The 26,710-nt window shown below is 32.7% G+C and carries 29 protein-coding genes and 1 tRNA gene; 18 read left to right on the top strand and 12 right to left on the bottom strand.

From position 1 onward, the window contains the following. Complete coding sequence (locus NG655_RS02925; protein ID WP_252157852.1) at positions 1-3,198, bottom strand: WD40/YVTN/BNR-like repeat-containing protein; 3,198 nt, start codon at positions 3,196-3,198, stop codon at positions 1-3. A 145-nt stretch (positions 3,199-3,343) separates the two neighbouring features. Beyond that, on the bottom strand, positions 3,344-3,571 hold the full coding sequence (locus NG655_RS02920; RefSeq protein ID WP_252157851.1) for a DUF1456 family protein: 228 nt from the start codon (positions 3,569-3,571) through the stop codon (positions 3,344-3,346). A 163-nt stretch (positions 3,572-3,734) separates the two neighbouring features. Between NG655_RS02920 and ald the strand changes: the two genes are divergently transcribed. Genes ald through NG655_RS02905 form a run of 3 tightly spaced genes read left to right on the top strand, consistent with a single transcriptional unit; the run spans position 3,735 to position 6,818 of the window. Then, the gene (ald, locus tag NG655_RS02915) at positions 3,735-4,850 is read left to right on the top strand and encodes an alanine dehydrogenase (RefSeq protein WP_252157850.1); all 1,116 of its coding nucleotides are present in this window, start codon (positions 3,735-3,737) and stop codon (positions 4,848-4,850) included. 1 nt (position 4,851) lies between these two features. After that, a complete protein-coding gene (locus NG655_RS02910; RefSeq protein ID WP_272876335.1) occupies positions 4,852-5,415 on the top strand; it encodes a CoA transferase subunit A in 564 nt (187 codons plus the stop codon). Between the two features lie 17 nt (positions 5,416-5,432). Continuing rightward, complete coding sequence (locus tag NG655_RS02905) at positions 5,433-6,818, top strand: FAD-binding oxidoreductase (protein WP_252157849.1); 1,386 nt, start codon at positions 5,433-5,435, stop codon at positions 6,816-6,818. Positions 6,819-6,820: 2 nt separating this feature from the next. Here NG655_RS02905 and NG655_RS02900 read toward each other — a convergent pair whose 3' ends face one another. After that, positions 6,821-7,837 (bottom strand): hypothetical protein, encoded by a 1,017-nt coding sequence (locus tag NG655_RS02900; protein WP_252157848.1) that lies wholly within the window; start codon positions 7,835-7,837, stop codon positions 6,821-6,823. Positions 7,838-7,986: 149 nt separating this feature from the next. On the opposite strand from NG655_RS02900, the gene NG655_RS02895 reads away from it, so the two are divergent. Genes NG655_RS02895 through NG655_RS02885 form a run of 3 tightly spaced genes read left to right on the top strand, consistent with a single transcriptional unit; the run spans position 7,987 to position 9,493 of the window. Next, positions 7,987-8,196, top strand: coding sequence for a hypothetical protein (locus tag NG655_RS02895; RefSeq protein WP_252157847.1), 210 nt, complete (start codon positions 7,987-7,989; stop codon positions 8,194-8,196). Between the two features lie 29 nt (positions 8,197-8,225). Then, positions 8,226-8,852, top strand: coding sequence for a flavin reductase family protein (locus NG655_RS02890; RefSeq protein WP_252157846.1), 627 nt, complete (start codon positions 8,226-8,228; stop codon positions 8,850-8,852). Next, complete coding sequence (locus NG655_RS02885) at positions 8,852-9,493, top strand: O-methyltransferase (protein WP_252157845.1); 642 nt, start codon at positions 8,852-8,854, stop codon at positions 9,491-9,493. The genes NG655_RS02890 and NG655_RS02885 overlap by 1 nt, the downstream gene beginning before the upstream one ends. Here NG655_RS02885 and NG655_RS02880 read toward each other — a convergent pair. From NG655_RS02880 to NG655_RS02850, 7 genes are all read right to left on the bottom strand, one after another. Then, the gene (locus tag NG655_RS02880) at positions 9,490-9,759 is read right to left on the bottom strand and encodes a twin-arginine translocase TatA/TatE family subunit (protein ID WP_252157844.1); all 270 of its coding nucleotides are present in this window, start codon (positions 9,757-9,759) and stop codon (positions 9,490-9,492) included. The genes NG655_RS02885 and NG655_RS02880 overlap by 4 nt on opposite strands. Positions 9,760-9,830: 71 nt before the next feature. Then, positions 9,831-12,092: a M1 family metallopeptidase gene (locus NG655_RS02875; protein ID WP_252157843.1), complete on the bottom strand. Its 2,262-nt coding sequence runs from the start codon at positions 12,090-12,092 to the stop codon at positions 9,831-9,833. Between the two features lie 49 nt (positions 12,093-12,141). Further along, positions 12,142-12,654, bottom strand: coding sequence for a DUF6702 family protein (locus tag NG655_RS02870; RefSeq protein ID WP_252157842.1), 513 nt, complete (start codon positions 12,652-12,654; stop codon positions 12,142-12,144). Next, positions 12,641-13,369 (bottom strand): carboxypeptidase-like regulatory domain-containing protein, encoded by a 729-nt coding sequence (locus NG655_RS02865; RefSeq protein ID WP_252157841.1) that lies wholly within the window; start codon positions 13,367-13,369, stop codon positions 12,641-12,643. Before NG655_RS02865 ends, NG655_RS02870 begins: the two co-directional genes overlap by 14 nt. 38 nt (positions 13,370-13,407) lie before the next feature. Beyond that, positions 13,408-14,136 (bottom strand): carboxypeptidase-like regulatory domain-containing protein, encoded by a 729-nt coding sequence (locus NG655_RS02860; protein WP_252157840.1) that lies wholly within the window; start codon positions 14,134-14,136, stop codon positions 13,408-13,410. 103 nt (positions 14,137-14,239) lie between these two features. After that, a tRNA-Gly gene (locus NG655_RS02855) sits at positions 14,240-14,312 on the bottom strand. Between the two features lie 26 nt (positions 14,313-14,338). Further along, a complete protein-coding gene (locus tag NG655_RS02850) occupies positions 14,339-14,764 on the bottom strand; it encodes a GNAT family N-acetyltransferase (protein ID WP_252157839.1) in 426 nt (141 codons plus the stop codon). A gap of 97 nt (positions 14,765-14,861) precedes the next feature. On the opposite strand from NG655_RS02850, the gene NG655_RS02845 reads away from it, so the two are divergent. Together NG655_RS02845 and NG655_RS02840 are read left to right on the top strand one after the other, a co-directional pair. Continuing rightward, positions 14,862-15,305, top strand: a complete 444-nt coding sequence (locus NG655_RS02845) for a GNAT family N-acetyltransferase (RefSeq protein WP_252157838.1) — start codon at positions 14,862-14,864, stop codon at positions 15,303-15,305. A 3-nt stretch (positions 15,306-15,308) separates the two neighbouring features. Further along, on the top strand, positions 15,309-16,037 hold the full coding sequence (locus NG655_RS02840; RefSeq protein WP_252157837.1) for a M15 family metallopeptidase: 729 nt from the start codon (positions 15,309-15,311) through the stop codon (positions 16,035-16,037). A 69-nt stretch (positions 16,038-16,106) separates the two neighbouring features. Here the strand turns inward: NG655_RS02840 and NG655_RS02835 are convergent, their stop codons facing one another. Further along, positions 16,107-16,364, bottom strand: coding sequence for a hypothetical protein (locus NG655_RS02835; RefSeq protein WP_252157836.1), 258 nt, complete (start codon positions 16,362-16,364; stop codon positions 16,107-16,109). Between the two features lie 165 nt (positions 16,365-16,529). On the opposite strand from NG655_RS02835, the gene NG655_RS02830 reads away from it, so the two are divergent. The 7 genes from NG655_RS02830 to NG655_RS02800 are packed head-to-tail and all read left to right on the top strand — an operon-like array spanning position 16,530 to position 21,756. Next, a complete protein-coding gene (locus NG655_RS02830) occupies positions 16,530-16,865 on the top strand; it encodes an arsenosugar biosynthesis-associated peroxidase-like protein (RefSeq protein WP_252157835.1) in 336 nt (111 codons plus the stop codon). A 1-nt stretch (position 16,866) separates the two neighbouring features. After that, a complete protein-coding gene (arsS, locus tag NG655_RS02825; RefSeq protein ID WP_252157834.1) occupies positions 16,867-17,922 on the top strand; it encodes an arsenosugar biosynthesis radical SAM (seleno)protein ArsS in 1,056 nt (351 codons plus the stop codon). A 9-nt stretch (positions 17,923-17,931) separates the two neighbouring features. Further along, a complete protein-coding gene (locus tag NG655_RS02820) occupies positions 17,932-18,534 on the top strand; it encodes a TIGR04282 family arsenosugar biosynthesis glycosyltransferase (protein ID WP_252157833.1) in 603 nt (200 codons plus the stop codon). A gap of 8 nt (positions 18,535-18,542) precedes the next feature. Continuing rightward, positions 18,543-19,355, top strand: coding sequence for a purine-nucleoside phosphorylase (locus NG655_RS02815; RefSeq protein WP_252157832.1), 813 nt, complete (start codon positions 18,543-18,545; stop codon positions 19,353-19,355). Positions 19,356-19,365: 10 nt separating this feature from the next. Beyond that, the gene (gene arsM, locus NG655_RS02810; protein ID WP_252157831.1) at positions 19,366-20,334 is read left to right on the top strand and encodes an arsenosugar biosynthesis arsenite methyltransferase ArsM; all 969 of its coding nucleotides are present in this window, start codon (positions 19,366-19,368) and stop codon (positions 20,332-20,334) included. Between the two features lie 11 nt (positions 20,335-20,345). Continuing rightward, positions 20,346-21,071 (top strand): DUF547 domain-containing protein, encoded by a 726-nt coding sequence (locus tag NG655_RS02805; RefSeq protein ID WP_252157830.1) that lies wholly within the window; start codon positions 20,346-20,348, stop codon positions 21,069-21,071. Then, positions 21,064-21,756 (top strand): TIGR04283 family arsenosugar biosynthesis glycosyltransferase, encoded by a 693-nt coding sequence (locus NG655_RS02800; protein ID WP_252157829.1) that lies wholly within the window; start codon positions 21,064-21,066, stop codon positions 21,754-21,756. Before NG655_RS02805 ends, NG655_RS02800 begins: the two co-directional genes overlap by 8 nt. Here the strand turns inward: NG655_RS02800 and NG655_RS02795 are convergent. Then, entirely contained in the window at positions 21,735-22,742 is a 1,008-nt protein-coding gene (locus NG655_RS02795) for a glycoside hydrolase family 113 (protein ID WP_252157828.1), read from the bottom strand. The two genes, NG655_RS02800 and NG655_RS02795, sit on opposite strands and share 22 nt — an antisense overlap. 320 nt (positions 22,743-23,062) lie before the next feature. Here NG655_RS02795 and NG655_RS02790 point away from each other — a divergent pair, with 320 nt between their 5' ends. From NG655_RS02790 to NG655_RS02780, 3 genes are read left to right on the top strand one after another with little or no spacing between them, the layout of a single operon-like run. Continuing rightward, positions 23,063-24,412 carry an NAD(P)/FAD-dependent oxidoreductase gene (locus tag NG655_RS02790; RefSeq protein WP_252157827.1) on the top strand — a complete coding sequence of 450 codons (1,350 nt, stop codon included), beginning with the start codon at positions 23,063-23,065 and terminating at the stop codon, positions 24,410-24,412. After that, positions 24,409-25,962, top strand: coding sequence for a 4Fe-4S binding protein (locus NG655_RS02785; RefSeq protein ID WP_252157826.1), 1,554 nt, complete (start codon positions 24,409-24,411; stop codon positions 25,960-25,962). Before NG655_RS02790 ends, NG655_RS02785 begins: the two co-directional genes overlap by 4 nt. Before the next feature lie 55 nt (positions 25,963-26,017). Beyond that, on the top strand, positions 26,018-26,710 hold the full coding sequence (locus NG655_RS02780) for a glycosyltransferase family 2 protein (RefSeq protein WP_252157825.1): 693 nt from the start codon (positions 26,018-26,020) through the stop codon (positions 26,708-26,710).

The following is a 26,710-nucleotide window of genomic DNA, read 5'->3' as shown; positions in this document are numbered from 1 at the left end:
TTAATCTAGCTTAATTTGTTTAACCTCTTTAAATCTTGATGCGTTTTCTGCTTCAACTTTAGATTTTAATTCTGGCCAAACTTCCTCAAAGAATTTATTTGTTTTATTCAATGCAGCATTCAATTCATCTTTTGCATGCTTAAGTAATTTAGTTTCAGTATTGGTTATCCCCTGCTGACGACTTCTAATGTATCCTGATGCGTTTCTTATACGAGTCATCACAGTACTTTCAGGATTTCTAACAATTCCTTGTCTTTTGTCTACTTTACCCAAATAAAGAGTGATTAAAGAATCGATGGCTTTTGTCTGAGTTTTGATTTCTTTAAGTAACTCTTTCATTTCGTCAGACTTATTTGCCTTGAAAACTTTTTGATAATCAGCGAGGGTTTGTTTACTTTCTACCAATTGTTTAACTGCAGATGCAGCTACTGCAGTATATCCTTCGAGAGTTTTAGACGCCTCGTAAACCTGATTAATATTTTCTTGACTTACCTCAATTCTTGGATCACTTGCAACAATAATATTTTGCTCTGATTTTTCATCACCATAACTCATTACTAATCGATAAGTTCCAGGCTTTACTTGAACCCCTCCACGCTCTCTTGTTGATTTAGAAATTCTTCTGCTAGGTCTGGAAACTCCTTTTTCATCCATGTTCCAATACCATCTATGAATTCCTATTTCTTTTGGAGTTTTTCTTTTTAATGTACGAATCAAACGATCACCGTCATACACCATAAGTTGGATGGAATCTTTTGAAGCTTTTTTAGTTTCAGTTTCTTCAGATTTCTTCTTTTCTTTTTTTGGTTTATCCTCTTTTTTAGGAGGATTTACAAAATAAGAAATCATTGCGCCATAGTTTCTATTTGTACCATGATACATAGCATCCGCTCCAAACCTACTTCCCGTTGGTTGTTGATATGATGCTAGATAAGCAGTTGGTGGTTCGAACAACTGCATTGTTGAATTAGTTGAAGCATCTATATTTGTAGCTAATGCTCTTAAAGGACGAATATCATCTAAAACCCAAGCGGCTCTCCCGAAAGTTCCAATCACTAAATCATGTTCTCTAGGCTGAATTACTAAATCTTTTACAGAGACTGTAGGGAAAATTTTAGAATCAAATTTCTCCCATTTTTTACCTGCATTCAAAGAAATATAAAGTCCGTCGTCGGTCCCTAAAAACATTAAATTTGAATTTATAGGATCTTCAATTATACTCAAAGCATAACTCTCTGCATCTGATGCGTCTACGATACGCTCCCATGTTTTTCCGTAGTTTGTAGTTCTATAGGCATATGGAGTGAAATTAAATCTTCTGTAGTCGTTGGCAACCAACAAAGCTTCTCCTTTGTTTTTATTTGAAGCTTTAATCTGAGTAATCCAACTTCCTTTAGGAAGACCCTTAAGATTCTTACTTACGTCATTCCAGGTAGTTCCTCCATCTTGTGTAACATGAACTCTCCCGTCATCTGAAGCTGCCCACAGCATATTTTTTTCAATACTTGATGGTTCTATTACTAATAAGGTACAGTGATTTTCTGCTCCAGTTGCGTCTAGGGTTAATCCTCCGCTTTCACTCTGTTTTTGCTTCTCTGGATCATTGGTTGTTAAGTCTGGAGATATTACAGTCCAAGTTTGACCTTTGTCATCACTTTTATGAACAAATTGACTTCCAAAATAAACGGTGCTATTATCAAAAGGATCTTGACCAATTGCAGCGTTCCAGTTAAATCTCAAATTAATATCTGGATCAGGATGTGTGGGTCTTACTATATAATTATTACCCGTTTTCCAGTCATATCGTGAAACATAACCTTGTTGACTCATAGCATATCCATAACGAGAGTCGTCTAAGTCGGGTACTACATCAAAACCATCTCCGAAGGCAATTTCTTGCCAATAGGAATTTCTTATTCCTTGAACTTTCCATACATAAGATGGACCTCTCCAAGATCCATTATCTTGCATCCCTCCGTAAACATTATACGGAAATTCATTATCTACGCTAATATGATAAAATTGCGCAACTGGAATGTTACCAATAAAACGCCATGTTTTTCCACCATCTCTGGTAATATTTAAACCTCCATCATTTCCGTCGATCATAAAAGAACCATCCTCAGGATGAATCCACCAAGCGTGATGATCTGGATGCACTCCATTTGAAACTCCATAAGCAGGCATTAATTGGTTAAAATTTTTACCTCCATCTTGAGACACATTAACATAAGTAAAAACAGAAAAAACTCTGTTCTCATTTTGCGGATCAACAGCGATATCAGAATAATAAAAAGGTCTGTTTCCTATATCACTTTTATCGTTTATTTTTTTCCAGTTAAACCCACCATCTTCAGATTTGTATAACGCATTTTTTTTAGACTCTATTAGTGCGTAAATAATATTTGTTTTATTTGGAGCAATTGCTAATCCAATTCTCCCAAGATCTCCTTTTGGCAAACCATCTTTTTCTGTCTTTTTAGACCAGGTTTCACCTCCATCAAAACTTATATGTAATCCACTTCCAGAACCACCAGAATTAAAAAACCATGGGTCACGCTTATGCTCCCACATAGCAGCTATAAGTTTGTTAGGATTATTAGGGTCCATTACTAAGTCTGCAGCACCTGTTTTATTATTAACAGCTAATACATGTCTCCACGTTTTTCCTCCGTTGGTTGTTTTATATATTCCTCGCTCGGGATGCTCCCCCCACGGAGAACCAATAGCAGCAGCATAAACTATGTTTGGGTTTGTAGGATCAATAATTACACGATGAATGTTTCTTGTTTTTTCTAATCCCATTGAGGACCAAGACTTCCCTCCATCTAATGACTTGAATATTCCATAACCTCCATTGAGGCTGTTTCTTGGATTTCCTTCACCGGTACCAACCCAAATTACATCTGGATTTGATTGCTGAATTGCAACAGCTCCTACAGATGCAGTTACCTGGTCATTAAAAATAGGTTCCCAGGAAATACCAGCACTAGTAGATTTCCACAACCCACCAGAAGCAGTTCCAACATACATTATATCCGGATCAGAATTTACCACGTCAATAGATGTAATTCTTCCACTCATCCCTCCTGGACCAATATTTCGTGGAGCAGCCTCTTTAAGCCATTTAGTTGAAAATTGTTGCGCTCCAACCTGAATTGCACAGCTAAGAAATAATAATGAAAATAGATACTTCATAGATATAGTTTTGAATTAATTAAAATTTACGTTTAAATATATAAAAAATATAATCCTTCTAACCTTTATGTGAATTTAGGCCTTTCCCTTTTTGCCCAAATAAAGGTATATCAATCCTTTAAAATAAAATTAATCTTCTTTAAAATTATTTTTGAGGACCTCGTAAATGGATGACCAAACCGTTTAAGAAATTCCTTAAGATCTGATCTCCACATTCCATATATTTAGGATGGTCTTCTTTTCTAAAAAAAGCACCAAGTTCAGATTTAGAAACCTTAAAGTCTACTAGTTTACAAATTTCTACTATGTCATCGTCTCTTAATTTAAGAGCTACGCGGAGTTTTTTAAAGATGTCGTTATTTGTTAATGCCATATTCAAAGATACTTTTTTAAAACTAATTTTTAAGTAAAAGACACTTATTAGAAATGATCATTTTGTTTTTTATCCATGAAATCAAAAGATTCTTAAAGGCGTTATTAATTGATTTCGATTTAAAAAAAATAAGTACATTTAATCAAATTTAAAAACCAATCTCATGTTAATTGGAGTCCCAAAAGAAATTAAAAACAATGAGTTCAGAGTAGGTTTAACCCCAGCTAGCGTAGCTGAACTTTTCAAAAGTTCTAATACCATATTTATTGAAAAAAATGCTGGAGTTGGAAGTGGATTCACTAATGAAGAATACATAAAATCTGGTGCTAAAATTATAAATAGCGCAGAAGAAGTTTATCAGAAAAGTGAAATGATTGTTAAAGTAAAAGAACCTCTACCAGAGGAATTTAATTTAATTCAAGAGGATCAAATTTTATTCACCTATTTTCATTTTGCATCTTCAAAAGAATTGACACTAGCGATGCTACAGCAAAATTGCATTTGTATTTCATATGAAACAGTAGAAAACCACTCTAAAAAACTTCCTTTATTAATTCCAATGTCAGAAGTGGCCGGACGAATGTCCATTCAACAAGGAGCTAAGTATTTAGAAAAACCACAATTAGGGAAAGGAATTTTATTAGGTGGCGTGCCCGGTGTACCTCCTGCAAAAGTTTTAATTCTTGGCGGCGGAATTGTTGGTACAGAGGCTGCTAAAATGGCTGCTGGATTAGGTGCTGAAGTATATATTTTAGACATCAACATGGAACGTCTTAGATACTTATCTGAAATTCTTCCTCCAAACGTTACTACTTTATACTCTTCTGAGGACACTATTAGAAGACTTATTAAAAATACAGACTTAATCATTGGGGCAGTTTTGGTCCCTGGAGCCAAAGCTCCAAAATTGATTACCAAAGACATGTTAAAAGAAATGACTAAAGGAACGGTACTTGTCGATGTTGCAGTTGATCAAGGTGGATGTTTTGAAACTTGTGTTCCGACAACACACAAAAACCCTACTTTTATTATAGATGATATCGTTCATTATTGTGTGGCAAACATTCCGGGAGCAGTACCAAAAACCTCTACACAAGCACTAAATAATGTGACATTACCTTACGTAAAATTAATAGCTTTAAAAGGTTGGAAAGAAGCAAGTAAGCAAAATAAGGGCCTATCAAAAGGACTGAATATAATTAACGGTTCAATTGTTTATAAATCAATCAGCTCAACATTTAACTTACCTTACATAGAATTAGAAACCATTCTAAATTAATATGATAAACAAAACAGTTTATAATGCAATCAAAGCACTAAAAGGTGTTCAGGATAACATGACTTTATTGTTAGGCGGTTTTGGATTATGTGGTATTCCTGAGAAGGCAATCGAAGAATTAGTTAGATTAAAAACAAAAAATCTAACCTGCATATCAAATAATGCTGGAGTTGATGACTTTGGACTTGGCTTAGTACTTCAACAAAAACAAATAAAAAAAATGATTGCTTCTTACGTAGGAAAAAATGCAGAATTTGAAAGTCAAATGCTCGGTGGAGAGTTAGAAGTCGAATTAATTCCTCAGGGAATATTAGCAGAACGCGCTCGAGCAGCTCAAGCGGGAATTCCTGCATTTTTTACACCAGCAGGATTTGGAACCGAAGTAGCCAAGGACAATGAAATAAGAGATTTTAATGAGAAAATACATATTCTTAAAAAAGCATTTGAAGCAGGCTTTAGTTTTGTAAAAGCATGGAAAGGAGATGAAGCCCCAGGTATTTCTATTGAACAGGTAATTGATGAACTGAAGGTAAAATTTCAATTGCGAATGATGTTCACGAAATGATTATTTAAAAAAATATAATGGATCAAAATTTTATTAAATCGTTAACTCGAATTGTTGGAGAATCAAATATCCTTCATTCTGGTGCAGAAAAAGAACGATTTACACACATTTGGAAGACGGACATTCCATTAGAAGCTAAAGCAGTTATTTTTCCTTCTTCAACTGAAGAAGTTTCTGAAATAATGAAATATTGCTACAGTATAAAACAAGAAGTGATTGTTCATGGAGGACTAACCAATCTAGTTGGGGGAACAGAAACTGAATCTAATCAGCTTGTTATTTCATTAGACAAGATGAATTTGATCGAAGAGGTAGACCCTCAAAGTAAAACAATAACAGCACAAGCAGGGACTATTTTAGAAAACATGATTGATGCTGCCAAAGAAAAAAATCTTTTACTACCAATGAGTTTTGGAGCTAAAGGTTCTGCTCACATAGGAGGTGTAGTATCCACTAATGCTGGTGGATTAAGAGTTTTTAGGTATGGAATGACAAGGCAGATGGTTTTGGGATTAGAAGCTGTTCTTCCAGATGGCACCATTATTTCTTCACTAAAAAAGATAATAAAAGACAACTCTGGTTATGATTTAAAACAACTTTTTATCGGTTCTGAAGGAACATTAGGAATTGTAACAAAAGTGATCTTGAGACTCTCAGAGGCTCCAACCAGTCGGTCTTCTGCTATTGTAGGAATAGATTCATATGAGCAGGTTATTGATTTACTAAAATATCTTGAGAAAAATCTAGCGGGTACTTTAAGTGGCTTTGAATTGATGTGGAAAAACACATATGCGGCTATGACTGGAGACCAATCTCATTTAACCGCTCCAATAAGCACAGAATACAACTACTATGTATTTGTAGAAAGCTTAGGAAGTCAGCCAAAACAAGATTATGAACGTCTTGAAAATCTTATAGGTAACTCTTTAGAAATGGAATTAATTCAAGACGGTGTTATGATGCAATCTGAAAGAGAATTAAATTCTATTTGGCAAATTCGAGAAGACGTATCTATTCTAGCTGCGCAAGCTAATTTTGATCAACATTTTGACATCAGTATTCCAATACCTCTCATTGGAGAGTTAGTAGACCAAGCAGTAAAAGAGCTTAATAAATTACCTTTTGTTGAACGAATTTTTACTTTTGGTCATGTTGCCGATGGAAACATTCACTTTATTATAGGTAAAAAAGAAAATAACCCTAAGATAATTGAAGCGATTAATCAAGTGATTTACAGGCCTCTAAAAGAAGTAGGCGGGTCTGTTTCTGCAGAACACGGAATAGGCATTCATAAAAAAGCTTATTTGGCTACTAGTCGTTCCAAAGATGAAATTGATATGATGAAAACCCTAAAATTAACTTTTGATCCACTTAACATACTTAACCCTGGAAGAATCTTTTAAGTTTATTCCTCTTCTTGGAGTTTTATTGTTAAGTTTCTAATTTCAGCTTGATACGGATATTCTATAACCCCTGATGAATCCAATAGATTTTCAGTTCTAATAAAACTTAATTCAAAATCGGACAAAGAGGGTAACGCAAGTTTGATTCTTTTAAAAACCCCATCGGTCATTGAAGAAGTTACCCATATTGGAAATCCATTATACTCTAGAACTAAACGTCTTTTCCCAGGATAAGTGCTTGGAGAAACAAATTCTGTAGGAGCGGGATCTACATCTCGATCAACATATTCTATAGGAGTGTTTAAAGTATTAATTGTAAACGTATTTGTTTGAGTAGTTCCAGATGAAATTAATGTAGTTGTACTGCTTACAGCATAGGTTGTAGCTGCATACAAAACAGGGATTTTTTCAAGTTTATAATCAAATTCTAGAATGAGTTGATTAGAAGGGAAATCAGTAAAAGATTTTGAACAGCTAACTTCATTTACAACCGTTTCTGGAATTATAATCCAAGAAGGTATTGTATTTCCATCTAAATCAGTCTTTGGCTGAAAAGCTGACGCTAAAGAAGTTGGAGAAGCTGTCCAACTATCCGAAGAAAAAGTCCAATCATCCATATAAAACAAACGAACATAGTCTTCAAAATATCGCGTATCAGAATCTTCCAAATTAAAAACCTTGAGACCAACATCAAATGATCCAAAACCAGAATATCTAACCTCCTGTTGAATTAAAGTAGATGAGGCAGGAGTTCCTCCAGCAAAAGTCCAAGATAAACTATCTAAATTTGAACCTGTAGCAATATATCCAACTACAAATTCAGGTGAACTGCTGCTACTTGAAGAAGCAAAATTACGTCCAGTTGTTAAAAAAGAAGCATTAACACTCCCCGTATTTTCCCAACCTGGTGGTGTGGCTGCAACATTTGAAGGAGTAAAAACAGGCGCTGTACACCCTACCACAACTAATATTGTTAGTGATAATACAGTAATTAAAACAGAGTTACTTAAGTGTCGCATACTGTAAAAATAATACAATTATTTACTAAATATATTTAATTGTGTCGTAGATTTTATTTTCAAAAAATGATCTATTCATTAATTTAATTATTTTTAGTTTTATAAGATCATCTCTTTAAACCTGCAAAATTGTTTATTTTTAAAAATCTATGAAAGCTTTCCTTAACAAGTACAGAATTATATTAATTTTACTAAGTCTTTTACTTTTTATAAGTTTTGTTAATAAAGTAATACTTTCGGGATGGTTTAAAGGAATTGAAACTTACAAACATTTCCTTTATATCGGAGTTTTAGTTTTTGGAGTTTTGATATTACTCAGAGCAATCATTAAAGAAGATGACAAAAACAATATAAATTAATTAGCCAATTCAGAATTGGCACCAGCATCATGAAACACTTCTCTAAGGAGGACATCAATAAAATGTCTTCAATATACCGTTTAAAAATGATCAATAGTTGCACGGGATATAAATCTGCAAATTTGATTGCTACTAAGTCTGAAAAAGGATTGACCAATTTAGCTGTTTTTAATTCAGTTATTCATTTGGGAAGTAACCCCCCAATTATTGGGTTCATCTTAAGACCAACGACAGTTCCAAGGCATACTTTTCAAAACTTAAAAGAAACAGGTGTTTTTACGGTTAACCACATTCATCATACGCAAATTGAAGATGCTCATCATACCTCAGCAAAATACCCTCAAGAGGTGTCTGAGTTTGATGAAACAAATTTAGAGGAAGAATTTAAAAACGGAATTTCAATACCTTTTGTAAAAGACTCTCCTTTACAACTTGCTTGTAGTTATCTTAATGAATATCACATCAAAGAAAATGACACTCTTATGATTGTAGGTCAAATTGAACACATATTTATGAAAGATGAAATGCTAGAAAATGATGGCTGGATTGATCTAGAAAAAGGTGGAGTAGTTTCTATAAATGGGTTAGAAGGGTATGCTCTTCCTAAACTCTTGGAAAGGTTCCCCTATGCACGACCTAAAGTAAAAAATGAATAATGGATTTTATTAGTTCAGGCTTATTAGATTATGTAACTAAACACTCTAATGAAGAACCACAAATATTAAAAGATTTAACAAGAGAAACTTACCAAAAGGTTCTCCTTCCAAGGATGTTAAGTGGTCCTTTGCAGGGTAGATTTTTAAGTGTTTTATCTAAAATAATCCGTCCTAAAAAAATACTGGAAATTGGCACCTATACCGGTTATGCCACCCTATGCCTTGCAGAAGGTTTAGCTCCTAATGGAATAATAGATACTTTAGATAAAAATGAAGAGCTCCTAGATTTTCAAAGAAAGTATTTTAATCGTTCTGGATATGGTGATCAAATTAATCAACATTTAGGTAATGCCATTGATATAATACCAAAACTTAGTTCGGATTATGATTTAGTTTTTTTGGATGCTGATAAAACAAATTACATCAATTATTTTGAGTTAATCATTCCAAAAATGAATTCAGGTGGTGTAATATTATCTGATAATGTATTATGGAGTGGAAAAGTAATTAAAGAAGCTGATGTTAAAGATAAAGACACTCAAGTACTACAGGAGTTTAACAAACTTTTAGCAACAGATAAGCGAGTTGAAAGTGTTTTGTTACCCCTAAGAGATGGTCTAACAATTAGTAGAGTAATTTAGAGTTTTCTTTTTATTGAACCTGATATTTTATCAAAATCATCCTTTACTTTGTCGATTTCTTTTGTGAATTCTGAAGTTATGGATTTTGACGGGTCAACATCAGCTGTTTTTTGAATTTCGTTCTTAATTTCATTAGTAGCATTCCTCACTTGAGTCATCCCTTTAGCTAAGCTTCTTGCTATTGTAGGAATTTTATCTGCCCCGAAAATTAAAAGTATGATGAAAAATATAAAAACTATTTCAGCACCACTTATGAACGTTAACATCTCAATTATTTTTTACAAATATACAGTCAAAAAAAAAAGCAGCTAAAAAAATAGCTGCTTTTTATAGTTCATTAACCTTTTACTGTTTCTTTGAACTTATCAAAATCAGATTTAACCTCTTCTTTCGGCCAAGCGTTATTAGATAGATCTACATCTGCTGTTTCAGCATTTGGATCGATAGTAATCCTTATAATTTCTTTGTCTGAGGTAACAGCTTTTTTGACAGAATCTGGATTTTTACGCCAAACTTGAACTGGATAAGTAACCTGTTCTTTTGATCCATCCGCATATTCGTATTCAACTATAATAGGCATTACAATTCCTCCTGGTTTTTCGAATTCAATTTCGTAGAAAAATTTAGGTAAAGTTTTTCCTTCAAAATCAGCACTATTTTCATCTAAGTAATTTCTCAAAACTTCAGAATTTATCACATTACTTTTGAGTTCTTCACTAAACTCCTCGGAATCTTCAGAAACCATAAAAACCATCGGAGGTAAATCTTCGACTGTCATTCCATAATTTTTAACTATTTCTTTTACCTCTTCTGTTGCATTTGGTGAAATATGATATCTCTTTACTGACTTTAAACCTATATCAACAACATCTGTGGAATAAAACCAACCTCTCCAAAACCAATCTAAATCCACTGCTGAAGCGTCTTCCATTGTTCTAAAGAAATCTTCAGGAGAAGGGTGTTTAAACATCCATCTTTGAGCGTAGGTTTTAAAAGCATAATCAAACAGCTCTTTACCCATAATTGTTTCTCTAAGAATATTTAATGCGGTAGCTGGTTTTCCATAGGCATTTGGCCCTAATTGAAAAACATTTTCCGGATTGGACATAATTGGACTAATAAAATCTTGGTCTCCAGACATGTACCGTACAATTTTAGATGGCTCACCTCTTCTGGAAGGATATTCAGGATCTAATTCTTGTTCAGTCAAATACTGCATGAAGGTATCTAAACCTTCATCCATCCATCCCCATTGACGTTCATCAGAATTTACAATCATTGGGAAATAGTTGTGACCAACCTCATGAATGATTACGCTAATCATGCCATATTTTACTCGATCAGAATAAGTACCGTCCTCGTTTGGTCTTCCATAATTCCAGCAAATCATTGGATATTCCATCCCCTGATTTTTTGCATGTACAGATACTGCCTTAGGATAAGGATAATCAAAAGTAAATTTTGAATATACCTCAAGTGTATGAGCCACTACTTCTGTGGAATATTCTTCCCACAAAGGATTTCCTTCTTTAGGGTATAGTGATGCTGCTATCACGTTCTTGTCTCCAACTTTAACAGCCATCATATCCCAAATAAACCTTCTCGAAGTTGCAAAACCGAAATCTCTTACATTCTCTGCAACAAACTTCCATGTACTCTTTTTTGTAGCTTTAGTTGCTTCTTTTGCAATTACTTCGTCTTGAGTTACAATTAAAACAGGTTTGTCAAATGTATTTTGTGCTTGTTTATATCGTTGATATTCTTTTCTAGATAGAACTTCTTTAGGGTTTTGTAGTTCCCCAGTAGCCTCCATAATATGGTCTTCAGGAACAGTTATATTTACTTCGTAATTTCCAAAGTTTAATGCGAATTCACCATTACCCCAGAACTGATAATTTTGCCATCCCTCGACGTCGTTATACACAGCCAATCTTGGAAAAAACTGAGCAATCACATATGCGCGATTGTCATCTTTTGCAAAGTACTCATAACCCGAACGACCACCATCATTAACATGATCGTTAATATTGTACCACCATTTTATAGAAAAAACAAATTTCTGTCCACTCTTTAATGGAGCTGGTAGATCTACTCGCATCATTGTCTGATTCGTAATTGTTTTTAAAGATTTACCATTCGAATCTCGAACATATTCAATATTAAACCCTCCCTCAAAAGGATCTTTCATGTTTTTAGTAGCAAAACTTGCTACTCGAGTTAAGGGAGATACTCCTGATCCATTTTTCTCCAATGCTGGAGCATCTTTCTCGCGAATGTTTTGATCTAATTGAACCCATAAATAAGGTAATTCATCGGGTGAATTATTTGTGTAGGTAATGGTTTCTTTACCATAGAGTTTTTTGTTTGCATCATCTAACTCAATATCCATTACATAATCAACCTGTTGCTGATAGTAATCAACGCCTGGAGCTCCAGATGCAGTTCTGAATCTATTGGGTGTAGCGAACTCCTCATAGAGTTGCTTAAAGTTATTAGTGTTTTTGTGACCTGCTTGGGTTTTAGACTCTTCATTATCCTGGGCAATTAATGCTCCTGAAAAAATAAAAAGAAAAGCGAAAAATGATACTTTATATTTCATGTTTGATTTTGAAAATTATTAGATTTTAAAATTAGCCTTTTTTTTTAAATTATTGTTTCAATAGTAGTGTTAAAGTTATCTTAGAGGCATCCAACAAATGACTTTTTTTAAAACCATTCGATGTAAAGTGAATTATATTTTTTTGACCTTCCCTAAAAGGGATCAAAAAAGTGTTTTTAATCTTAAAGACTTTAGGGGTGTTATCTATAAATACTTCTGCATAAAGATGAATCTGATCTTCTTCGTATTTTCTACCTAAATATCTGATTTTTAAATTATTATTATCTGCTTGTATTTTAAAATTAGTGTTAAAAAAAGCCTTTGACAAACTATCAATTTTGAGTATATCTATATCGGGTTGTAACTGGATATTATTACTAGAATTAGAATTAAAAAAAGCTTCAACATCATCTATAAAAAGTCTGGATGTAATTTGAATTTGACTCGTTTCTTGAATATATACTACATCGGTACTTGAAACATAATACTCATGTTTTAAGGCAGGACTTATGAAAAGTATGATATTTAAAAAAGCTGTTAAAAAAAAATTAATCTGTAACATCGTTTTGATTATATATTTGAAAATATTGAGCAAAAATATTCACAACCTCTTCATGTCTGTTTTGATTAAAAAAGGTCATCATATTCGTATTTTCGTTACATCCTACTACAAAGTCATAAACTTGATCAGGTTCTAAATTGAAGTTCTCAGAGAAAAAATACAACCCATAAAACTGAATGATTTTAAGAATAACTTGAAACTCTTTATCTTGTTTTCTTTGAATTTTGAGCTTTCTATAATAACCTGAAATATATTTATACACAGCTTCTACGTCTACCTGTACAAGAGCTAATTTAATTGCCATTTCTTTGATCGAAGGAATTCTTTCTTCTCTGATTCCTTTGTACCCAGGAATTCCAACATCATCAAAATTAATTGACTCCGGAACGTTTGCAATATCGGCTTTCAGGTTTCCAGACAAGTTATGTGATTTAACAACAACTTCATCTAGCTCGTTAACAAAAGACTCTAGGTAAACCGTAATGAATTCTGAATCAAAAATAGCTTGTGAAATAAACAATTCTTTTTGTTTAAACTGAACTCCAGAAAACTTCAATACTTCCCCTACCTGAACAGAGATTTCAAAATACCCATCGGCGTTTGTAATTACAGCATTTGCACGAGAGGTATTTACAATATGAATTCCTGAGACTGATGAGTTTTCGTTTTGGACCTTTCCATTTAAGACTTTAAACTGTTGTGCATTAACAGTCACATAAAAAAAGCTTAGCACAAAAAAAGACACTAAAAACCTCACCTCACTTCTTCCTTATACAGATCACTCATTTTAATCAAATAATCGATTAATTCAAATTCCATGTCTTTCTTAAAAAGTTTATCTGAAGGAAGATTTTTATCCATTTTCTGCAAAAACCCTTCTGTTTCTTCAGTTGTTAGACCCAGATCTTCTTCAAAGAAATTTGACTCGAAGATATATGGTAATACTTCGCTTGGAACTAGTTTCTTTATGGTAGTAGTTTCTTTTTTGGAGATTAAACTATTTAAAAGCTTTGCTATGTTTACTAAATTTAGACCATTTGCAAGTTGTCGATCATCTGCTGCTCTGTTTACTAATTTTGTAGATTTATCTTGATTGTAATCAACCTTTTTAAATTCCTCTTTTTTCAAATCCAAAAATTTCTGTTGGTTTTCTGGACCCACCACAACCTCATCTAAAGCATTTATGCGTTCGTTAATTGAGACCACTAAACGACCCGCTTTTAAAATCTCTGCAGTTATTTTGACAGACCTAATTTTATACTGGACTGACGAAAAAATAATTTCATCATTAAGTCGAGCCAAAATTTCGAAACTACCCTCACCGTCTGTAATTGTATTTATTTGTGCTGTATTATTGACAACATTTGCTGCTACTACATTATTGTTCCTATATAACAACCTTCCTTTAAGGGAAGTTCTATTTTCTTGCCCAAAGTTTATAAAGGAGCAGAGAAGGAATATTAAAAGAAATTTATTCTTCATACTCTAAAAATAAAAAAAATATATGGAAGGTTATAAGAGATTGAAGCATTTTCAAGATAGTGACTTCTTTTCTCATTTAAAAGTGATTTTTGGGGGAAATTAGAGCGAGAGACCGGGTTCGAACCGGCGACATTCAGCTTGGAAGGCTGACGCTCTACCAACTGAGCTACTCTCGCTTATCTGGTGCTAAGATAACAATTCTTTATATATCTTTAAAGAAATGATAGCCTAAGATTTTAAATCCTGAATTATAATAAAATTTATGAGATGCTGTATTTTGAACATAGGTATTTAACTCCATGGACTCGCATCCCTTTTCTCTGCAATAGTCCTCAATAAATTTAAACATCTTAATTCCCAAACCATTTCCTTGAAATTGAGGTTTTATAAATACATGATCTACCTCACAACTCATCCCAGCGTAATGTCTAGTTTGAAACCATAAACCACACAAACCGATTAGATCATTTCCATCAAAAACACCTAAACACTCATAATTTTGTGTAAACATTTCGTTAAAACGAGATTCCAAAAGAGTATCGGAGTGCTTATTCTTTGTAAATTCCTTGATTAGTGGAATTATTTCGGGAATATAATCTTTTTGTATAATCTTAAATTCAATTTCCATAGATTAAAAATACATCATAATTTAATAAAACAGTTTCACATTAATAATTGTCTTTATAGGTCAGTTCTAATGCTTCAGTTTTTATATTTTTATACTAATGAATTATTCGATTACAATTAAACAAATTTCAAGCAAAGAAACTCATCAGGTTAGGCATAAGATTCTTCGGATAGGCCAACCGATAGAATCTTGTGAGTTTGAAGGAGACCTCCGATCTGACACTCTGCATTTTGGCGCATTTAATAACGAAGGTTTAATCGGAATAATTTCTTGTTATCAAAACAATAACTCATATTTTAAGTCAGGGATTAACTATCAGATTAGAGGAGTTGCCACTCTAGAACACATGCAAAAAAAAGGAGTAGGCAAAAAACTAATGAAGCATGCTGAAAAAAAATTAAAAGAAATTAATTGTTCTAACATTTGGCTTAATGCTAGAATAAAAGCAAATGAATTTTACTTAAAATTAGGTTATACTAAAATAGGACCTATTTTTGAAGTTCCTTTAATTGGAAAACATCAATGTTTCTTTAAAAATTAACTCATGAAGTGCTTAAATATCTTACTCTTAATCCTATTGTTTAACAATGTGTTAATTGTTAAATCACAAATTATTTCAAATAAAACTTCATCAACTTTAATCCTAACAGGACAAGGAAACCCAATCCTACACGGAAAAAATTATAAGCTAACAAAGGAAGCTTCTCAAGCTTACCAGAAGATGAAAAGCACGGCTAAAAAAGAAGGGCTGAATCTTAAAATTGCGTCAAGCCATAGGGCTTTTGATAGACAAGTTGCTATTTGGAATTATAAGTACTCTAAAAACATGGAAGCGGATATGACGCCTGAAGAAAATATCAAAAAAATCATTGAATACTCAACAATACCTGGTACCTCAAGACACCATTGGGGAACAGAAATCGATCTAATTGATGCTGATCCTGAAGTAGAAGGAGATGTTTTATTAACTCCCTTATTTGAAGAAAATGGACCTTATGCGTCTTTAAATAATTGGCTTAAAAAAAACGCTCATAAGTATGGCTTTTATCTTGTATACACAAATGAAGAAAGCAGAACTGGATTTAAATATGAACCCTGGCATTATAGTTATGTTCCACAATCTAAACGTTTTTTAAAAGAGTTCCTAGACATAAATATTAAGGAGTTAATCAATTCCAAAAAAATCTTAGGGAAAGAATATTTATCTGAGGATTTCATTGAAAAATACATTAATGAATACGTCTTAGGGGTATCCAAAAAAGTTATTGAATAAATTGATTTGAAAAAATGATATGTGAGAGAAAATATGTTCTTTTTGATTTAATGAAAGTGTAATATTTTTCTAACCTACTAGGTTACAAATATATTCTTCGTCTTTTTGATCCAAGACAACGCTCTCAATATTATTAATATTTACCAATAAATCAGGAACAATTTCAAAAAAATTAGAATACCCTCTTGCTAATTTATTAAACAGTTCATAATCTATTTTATAATTATAAGAGACACATCCCTTGAACTGAATTAAAATTCCATAATTAGTTTCAGCCCATTTGTAATTTTCTTCCACAGTTTGCATATTAAGAAATATAGATGTCATATTTATTTTTTAAAAAAACAAATGTATTCAAAAACTAATATACATATGTATATTATAATAAATAAAATTTAAAGCTATTAAGCAAACAAACATACGGTTATTAAAACTTAATTATTTAGTTTTAATCTTTATCTTTATCAATAACAACTAAACAAACCTCTATAGATGAAAAAAAGTTACTACCAACCTGAGGATCTCAAAAATTTTGGAAAAATAAATGAATGGAATAAAGTCTTAGGCTCTAAATTCTTTGACTATTATAATAGTGTTTTTGAAGAAGGATCTTTATCTGCTAGAGAAAAATCCTTGATTGCGCTTGCTGTTTCTCATGTAGTCCAATGCCCTTATTGTATAGACTCATATACTAAAGATGGTTTACAAAGAGGCGTTGAAAAAGAAGAGATGATGGAAGCTGTTCATGTGGGCGCAGCAATTAAAGCTGGAGCTGCTCTTGTTCATGGTGTTCAAATGATGAATAAACACGATCAATTGAGCATGTAATATGAAAATAAAATCTCTTAAATCTAGAAAAGATTCCTTAGCGCAAACTGAAAAACAACTGGCTGTTTTAAACGGAGGAATATTTAAAGACGGTACACTTCCGAAATTTAAACAAAAAGTAAAATCCAGTAACTTAAAGCAGGTTAGACCTAGCCGACTCGAGATTCTTCAAATTAACATTGGTTATATGTGTAATCAAGTTTGTGCTCATTGTCATGTTGATGCTGGACCAGACAGGAAAGAAATCATGACCCATGAGACCATGGAAGAAATATTAATGGTCTTGAAAAAAAATAAAATCAAAACTGTTGACCTTACCGGGGGTGCTCCAGAAATGCATCCAGAGTTTAGATGGTTTGTTGAAGAAATAAGAAAAACTGAAGTTGAAGAAATAATAGTCCGTTCTAATTTGACCATTATTCTAGCTAACAAAAAATATAATGATCTTCCCAACTTTTTTGCAAGAAACGAAATCCACGTAATCTCATCCTTACCTTTTTACAAAAGAAATAAAACGGATCGTCAACGAGGTGATGGTGTTTTTGACGCTTCGATAAAAGCACTTAAAATGTTAAATGCAGTTGGATACGGAATTCCTGAGAGTAATCTTGAATTAGACCTTGTATACAACCCATCTGGAGCATTTTTACCCGGAGATCAAAATACATTAGAAAATGATTTTAAAAAAGCGTTAAAAGAAGATTTTGAAATAGAATTTAACCAGCTTTTTGCTATTACAAACTTACCTATAAGTCGTTTTTTAGATTACTTAATCGCTTCAGAGAACTATGAAGATTATATGCATTCTTTAGTAGATGCTTTTAACCCTTCTGCAGTTAAAAACGTAATGTGCACCAATACCATTTCAGTAAGCTGGGAAGGTTATTTATTTGACTGTGATTTTAATCAAATGCTCGATCTAAAAGTGAATACAACTTCAAAACACATAAGTACCTTTGATCCCGAAAAACTAATTGACAGAGACATACAACTTTCTCAACATTGTTATGGATGTACTGCAGGAGCTGGAAGCAGCTGCCAAGGGAGTATAGCTTAAAAAATTCAAATGGATAAAAACTTACTGATCATATTTGCTAAAAATCCAATCCTAGGGAAAACAAAAACACGCCTAGCAGCATCAATTGGAGAAAAAAAAGCATTGGTCATATATAAAAAATTGATAGAGAAAACTGCAAATATTATTGGGGAATTATCAATTGAAAAGGAACTTTATTACAGTGATTTTATTGAAAAAAATGATGTATGGAACAATAAAGTAACCCGTAAAAAAACACAACAAGGAAAATCTCTGGGAGAAAGGATGGAAAATGCATTTAAAAATGGATTTGCTGAAGGCTACAAAAATATTGTAATCATAGGAACTGACCTTTGGGATCTTGAAACTCTAGAAATTGAAAAAGCTTTTGTAAGTCTTGAAAAAAATGAAGGGGTAATTGGCCCAGCTCAAGACGGTGGTTATTATCTATTAGGTCTATCCAAATGGAACCCAACTGTATTTCAAAATAAAAAATGGGGAACTTCAACTGTTCTTAAAGAAACTTTAGCCTGCTTTGACAAAAAGGTTGTTGACAATTTGAAAACAAAAAACGATATTGACACTATAGAAGATCTACGAGCTTTTCCTGATCTAATTAAATTTATTGAGTAATGACATCAATGAAAACTAAAATTAAAGAAAGTTCTCTTTATTTAACAAAAAAAGGAATACAACCCGGCTCCATTGGAATAATACTGGGTACTGGTTTGGGTGACTTAATAAATCACATCAACATAGAAACAGAAATAGCTTTTGATGAAATTCCTCATTTCCCTAAAGCTACTGTTGAATATCATAGCGGAAAACTAATTTATGGAACTCTGAATGAGAAAAAAGTATTGGTTTTTCAAGGTCGTTTTCATCTATATGAAGGGTATAATTTTTTTGAAATTACATACCCCGTAAGAATCCTAAATTCACTTGGAGTTGAAAAAGTAATCATAAGTAATGCTGCAGGTGCGATTAACCTAGAATTTAATAAGGGGGAAATAATGCTCATTGAAGATCATATTAACCTTCAGGGTGGTTCTCCTCTCGCAGAAAAAGGTACTGAAGAACTAGGCAATCGATTTGTTGACATGAGTGAACCCTATTCGGTTTCTATGAAAAAACTAATTAAAAAAATTGCTCAAAAAGAAAAAATAAAATTACATAAAGGAATTTATGCAGCAGTAGTAGGGCCACAACTAGAGACAAAAGCAGAATATCGATATTTAAAAATTATTGGAGCAGATGCAGTAGGAATGTCAACAGTTCCAGAGGTTATAGTAGCTAATCAACTCCAAATGGAGTGTGTAGCTTTTTCTGTTTTGACTGATGTTTGTGATCCTGAAAATTTAAAACCCGTAGATATTCCGGATATTATGGCAATGGCCAAAAAGGCGGAACAAAATTTGATAATACTAGTTAAGGAATTAATTTCATCTCTTTAAAAAATAAAAAATGAGCTATTTAGAAGTAACTAAAGATGTATATAAAGAAGCAGCATTAACACCAGATGTTGGATTATGCTGCACTACTACCCCAATATGGCAATTTCCTGAGCTAAAAATTCCAACAATAATGCAGGAAATGAACTACGGTTGTGGATCAACAGTTCATCCTAGAGACTTAGTTAATAATCCAAAAATACTTTATGTAGGAGTTGGTGGAGGAATGGAATTACTGCAATTTTCATACTTTTCAAGACAAAGAGAAGGCGTTATAGGAATCGATGTTGTAGATGAAATGTTAGAAGCCTCAAGGAAAAATTTTCTTTTAGCTGAAGAACAAAACGATTGGTTTAAATCGGATTATGTTACCCTTAAAAAAGGGGATGCACTAAACCTTCCGGTTGCTGATGAAAGCATCGATGTTGCTGCTCAAAACTGCCTGTTTAACATATTCAAAATGGAAGAGCTGAAAAAAGCGCTTCAAGAAATGTATCGGGTATTAAAGCCACATGGACGTCTGGTTATGAGCGATCCAACCTGCGAACAACCAATGAATGAAACCTTAAGAGAAGATGAACGTCTGAGAGCACTTTGTTTGTCGGGTTCAATTCCATTAAATGAATACGTTAACATGCTTACAGAAGTTGGTTTTGGAACAATTGAAATAAGAGCACGGAGGCCGTATCGAATTTTAGACCCTAAGCACTATCCGACTGAAGAATCTATTTTTATAGAAAGTGTTGAAGTGTGCGCAATAAAAGATCCGATGCAAGAGGACGGTCCCTGTATTTTTACAGGAAAGTCTGCAATATATTATGGTAATAAAGATTATTTTGATGACAAAAAAGGACATGTTCTACTTCAAAATCAACCCTTGGCAATCTGTGATAAAACAGCAGCAGCATTAAACAAGCTTAAAAGAGATGATATTTACATAAGTGAATCCACCTTCCATTACGATGGTGGGGGTTGCTGTTAAATTATGGTATAATGAAAAATGTAATTGTTTTATTTTTATTTATTGGAACTATAACTTCAACATCATTTTTTGTTGAAAAAACTTTATTTGAAAATAAAGGAATTCATGATCAATGGGATTATTTACTTAAAAAATATGTTGATGAACATGGCAGCGTTAATTACAAAAAATGGACTAAAAACAAAGTTTCTTTAAATAATTACATAAAACTCCTTGAACAAAGACCACCTGCACCCTATTGGGATCACAACGATTCATTAGCCTATTTTATTAATGCATATAACGCAATAACAGTTAAATTAATCTTAGACAACTATCCTTTAGAAAGCATTAGAGATCTTAAAAAACCTTGGGATAATACTAGTTTAAATTTACTTTCTGAAAAATTAACTTTAAACGATATTGAGCATAAAATATTAAGGAAAATGAAAGATCCTAGAATTCATTTCGCTATTAATTGTGCTTCAGAGTCATGCCCAAATTTATTAAACGAAGCATATTTAGCTTCAAAAGTTCAAAAACAACTAGAGGAGGTAACTTACTCTTTTATCAATGATTTTAGCAAAAATAGTTTCAGCGAAAACGAACTGATTTTATCAAGGATATTCCTTTGGTTTTCAAAGGATTTTGGGTCTAAAAAAGAGCGCGTTGCTTTCATACAAAAATATGCAAATGAAAAATTTAACAAAAATGCTAAAATCAAGTATTCAGAATACAGCTGGAAACTAAATGAATAAAAATTTTTTATCCATAATAATTCCTGTTCTCAACGAAGAAAATCAACTTAACATTTTACTTCAAAGCATAAGAGAGCAATCCTGTTTAGAAAATGAAATCATTTTTGTAGATGGAGGAAGTACGGACAATTCAATCGAATGGCTAAAACAGCAAAAAGAGATAAAGTTTATTCAAACATCAAAAGGAAAAGCCCATCAACAAAATAAGGGTGCTAAAATTGCTACTTCTGAATTCCTATATTTTCTTCACGCAGATAGCAAGCCCCCAAAAGGTTTTGATCAATTGATAATGAATACAATTAAAAAAGGTGAAAAAGCAGGTTGCTTTAGATTGAAATTTTCTCCTAACCATTGGGCGCTAAACCTAGCTGCATATGCCAGCAGATTTAACAATAAGTTCTGCAGGGGTGGAGATCAATCCTTGTTTATTCAAAAAAAATATTTCTTGGAATTAAATGGTTTTAACGAAGAATACATTGTTTGTGAGGACGGAGAACTAATTGATCGTATTTACAAAAAATATTCTTTCTGTATTATTCCTCAACAAATAACTACTTCATCCCGTCGATTTATAAAAAATGGAGTTTTAAAATTACAGTTTCATTTTATGATAATTCATTTAATGAGAGCCCTTGGATTCAAACCAGAAATACTGGAAAAATATTATTCCCATTTTGTAAAATAACGTCTTATCACTTCCTCTGCTGGTTTATTTTGAGGAGAAAACGTAGTGTCTGAAATACCTCCTGCCCTATTGTGATCAGGGAACCATTTCCATATAAAACCTCCGGCCCACCAGGCTTGATTTTCAAAACTCAAAAACAAAGCTTCTAACGCTTCTGCTTGTTTTTGACCATTATAAGGCTGATCTCTTTTACTGTAATCCCAGGGTTTGTTGTTTGGCGAGTTTATACTTCTATACCCCATTTCTGTAAAAAGAATTTGACGTTCTTGATCCTTAGAAAAGTCGTTAAGTTTCTTTACGTAAGGTTTCCAAAGTAATAATAAATCACTTAAAGAAGGGTTCGAAGCCTTTAAAGGGAAATAAGCGTCGATTCCAATAAAATCTAATTGACTCCAAAAAGGGACTTTATCATATTGATCCCAATTCTCTGCATAGGTTAATTTACCTGAATAAACTGATCTTATATCTTTAATTAATTCTTCCCAATATTTCGAATCATAAGAAACTAAAGATTGTAATTCTGTTCCAATACACAATATTGGAATATTTAAATCTTGAGCTACATTTGCGAAATAAAGAATGTATTTTTTATAAGATTCCTGAAACTTAATCCATTGTTCATCTGAATCAAATTCAATTGTTCCTGTAAAAACTCCCCCTTTGATCCAAATGTGAGGTTTTAACATTATAGAAATTTGATCTCTCTCAAAAAAAGGAACTGCTTGATATAATCCAGACTTAGTTTCCCCTTGCCACTGCCAGGTTAAATTAAAAGCGATCTCTGTAGAGTTTGGAGCATCCATATAGCCATAAGGCATTAATGAAACCCAATTTGCAGCTGTTTCTTTTATGGGATTAATGTTGGTGTCTGTAACTAGATCTCTTGTAGCAACAAAACTTAACCCTTTTATTTTTTGAGCTCGTACGTTGACTGAGAAAACAATAATTGTAATAAAAGATTGAACTAAATATCTTTTTATAAACATCTAATAAAGATAGTAAGCGTTCTCTTAATATTAAAAAACTATTCAAAAAATAAAAAATATGGAATGAAGATTAAAAGAGTAAAAAAGAAGGAACTAATCATAAAGATTAATGAGAATCCTAGTATTGAAAATGTATCTTTTGCTCCTTTAAAATTAGGATAATAACTCTTAAAAAAAAATAATGATGCAAGAATAGAGAGTACTAAAAATAGGTAAAACATAAGTTTAGATTTAGGTTAGTTTAGGTTAAAATTTGGTTTTATAAATGTACTCTTTTTTAATTAAATCAAAAAAAGTAACTTGCATAGAAACATCACCTAATGAACGCCCCTCCAATCATCATAATCGGAAATGGCATTGCAGGAATTACCACTGCTCGTCATATCAGAAAAAAATCGAATAAACCCATCTTAATAATTTCAAAAGAGAGTAAATATTTTTTTTCCAGAACAGCCTTAATGTATGTTTATATGGGGCATTTAAAATGGGAACATACACAACCCTATGAAAGTCACTTTTGGAAGAAAAACAAACTGAATCTGCTCCAAGAAACAGTAACTAATATAGATAGTGAAAATAAAAAAATTACACTTTCTAATGAATCTATATTAAGTTATGATTCGCTTGTTCTTGCTACTGGATCAATACCTAATAAATTTGGGTGGCCTGGAGAAAATCATAAAGGTGTGCAAGGGCTCTATTCAAAACAAGATTTAGAAAATCTTGAATCATTAAGTGCCTCAATTCAAGAAGCTGTAATTGTTGGGGGTGGTCTTATTGGAATTGAATTAGCCGAAATGTTACATTCTAGGGGAAAGAAAGTTACTTTCTTAGTCAGAGAAAAAAGTTTCTGGAACAATGTACTCCCAAAACAGGAATCTAAAATAATAAACCAACATATTTTATCTCATGGAATAGATCTCAGGCTTGACACCAATTTAGAAGAGATCATTGCTGATGAAAACGGGAGGGTAAAATTAGTTAGAACAGATAAAGGAGACTTAATTTCGTGTCAGTTTGTAGGCCTGACAGCTGGAGTTAAACCAAATGTTGAGTTTATCAAACAAACAAATATTGCTACAAACAGAGGTATTCTTGTAAACAAATACCTCGAAACAAATCAACCAGGTGTATATGCAATAGGCGATTGCGCCGAACAAAAAGAGCCTCAGCCCGGGAGAAGGTCCATAGAGGCAGTTTGGTATACTGGAAGAATGATGGGAGAAACTCTCGCACAAACTTTAACCGGAACCAAAACGGAATACAACCCTGGAAACTGGTTTAACAGCGCAAAGTTTTTTGACATTGAATACCAAACTTATGGACTGGTCAGTGCACATCCAGAAGATAACGAGAAACATTTTCATTGGAAACATTCTGTCAAAGACCATGCAATTACTATTGCTTACAATAAAGAGACATATGAGTTTCTTGGAATTAACACCTTTGGAATTAGAATGCGTCATGAAATTTTCGACCAAATACTTTCTGATAAAAGAACAGTATTCCAAGTAGCTGAACATCTTAAAGATTGCAATTTCGATCCTGAGTTTTTCAATTCATATGAAGAGGAAATCATTACTAAATTCAATCTTGAATTTAAAACCAAAATAAAATTAAAAAGAAAAAGCTGGTCTAGAATATTTAACTCTAAATTGATGAAATCATGAAAAAACTACAACAACTTGGACTTGGTATTTTCTTGATTGGGCTCGCTCTCTTCTGCTCTTTAATGTTTTTAGGATCCTACAATCTTAGTAACAATCAATTTCAAAAAATAATTGAATCAAAGAGAATTAAGAGTGAAATTTTTACAGGAAAAATCAAATCAAAAATAGTTGATAAAGAATTTTCGAGTTCATTTGAAATTTCTGAAATAATCATAAATTCTCTAAAAGAATCAAATAAAATTCACAAAACAAACAGAGAATGGAATAAAGTAATTTACGATAAACCTCATAGTTTTTCGTACGAAATTCTAAAAGTAGCTGGAACGGGTATTATCAAGGAAAATAAAGTTTTATTTTGGCTCTTAACTTTTGGATTGGGTATTTTTGGATCTTTACTGTTTATTATACCTAATATAATAACACTCGGCCCTCCTGGAATTAAAAATAACGGGATTTATTTTAACTCAGCCACAAATAGAGGGTTCTTAGGATGGTTCGTTTTTATTTTTTTAGTAGTCTTTTATGTATTACTTTACTTTTACCCAGACTACATTGTAAACTGGACTTATATCGTAGATCCAATTAGTGAAAACCTAAGCGGAAACCCTGCGAGTCAATGGTTCCTATACGGATTTCTTTATTGCACTGTTATGACCGTTATGGCTATACGGATGTATATTAAATATCGAAATAATAAATATCAAATATTAAGAACTACATCCGTTTGGTTCTTTCAAATTGTATTTGCTTTTTTGATCCCAGAAATACTTGTTCGGTTCGAAAAACCATGGTATGATTTTAAAAACGCATTTCCTTTAGATTATGATTTTTTCTTTAGTTGGAATTTAAATAGTTTAATCGATAGCGGTGGATTTGGTTTATTTATACTCGTATGGGGAATAGTTTTAACGTTAATTATTGTTCCGGTAATGGTTTATTTCTTTGGAAAAAGATGGTATTGCTCCTGGGTTTGTGGTTGTGGTGGCTTAGCAGAAACACTTGGCGATCCATTTAGACATTTGTCCAATAAATCGATTGGAGCATGGAAACTTGAACGTTGGCTTGTTCATGGTGTTCTAGTTTTTTCATTATTAATGACTGGCTTCACTCTTTACTCCTATTTTTCGGGTTCTCAATCAGTTCTCGGTATAAAAACACAGTCTATTCAAAATATTTATGGATTTTTGATCGGTTCTATTTTTGCAGGTGTAATCGGAACTGGATTTTATCCAATATTTGGAAATAGAGTTTGGTGTCGTTTTGGCTGTCCTCTAGCCGCTTATTTAGGATTAGTACAACGTTTTAAATCTCGTTTTAGAATAACTACAAATGGAGGTCAGTGTATTTCATGTGGCAACTGTTCGACCTATTGTGAGATGGGAATTGATGTCAGAGCATATGCTCAAAAAGGTCAAGACATAGTTCGCTCCTCTTGTGTTGGATGTGGAGTTTGCTCTGCTGTTTGCCCTAGAGGTGTATTAAAACTTGAAAATGGTCCTCTTGAAAATAGAACATATGCACCAGAATTTCCTTTGGGTAATTCTTTATAAATAAAAAAGGATTTGGTTAATTTACGTCTCTCACCAAAAACGAATAGTCACAATAATGAAATCTATTAAAGTAATCATACCTGCGTTTAACGAAGAGAAATCAATAGGCCATGTTATTCGAGATATTCCTAAAATAGTTGACGAGATTATTGTGGTGAACAATAACTCAACAGACAACACACAAGAAGTAGCAAAAGAAGCAGGAGCTACCGTTGTTTTCGAAAAGAGAAAAGGCTATGGATATTCTTGTTTAAAAGGAATTGAGTATATAAATAATCAAGATAAAGAACCGGATATAGTAGTTTTTTTAGATGGTGATTTTTCAGATTTCCCTGAAGAATTAATTCCAATCACAGAACCTATTTTAAATGGTTCAGTTGATTTTGTGCTCGGTTCCAGAGTAAAAAAACTTCGTGAAAAAGGATCGATGACACCGCAACAAGTTTTCGGTAATTGGCTGGCATGTTTTTTAATGAGGATACTTTACAAGTCAAGTTTTACTGACCTTGGACCATTTAGAGCTATTAAATGGGATACTTTAATAGACTTAAATATGGTAGACAAAACCTATGGGTGGACTATAGAAATGCAACTGAAAATATTAAAGAAACAAATTCCATATCAAGAGATTAAAGTGAATTACAGGCAAAGAATTGGAGTTTCAAAAGTCTCAGGTACACTAAAAGGAACTATCTTTGCGGGGGTTAAAATTATCGGATGGATTTTAAAACACTACAGAACTAAATAA

This window comes from Candidatus Arcticimaribacter forsetii (assembly GCF_910589745.1).
GTDB lineage: Bacteria > Bacteroidota > Bacteroidia > Flavobacteriales > Flavobacteriaceae > Arcticimaribacter > Arcticimaribacter forsetii.
Note: the sequence above shows the minus strand (reverse complement) of the source record. Positions and strands in the feature narration are given on the sequence as shown.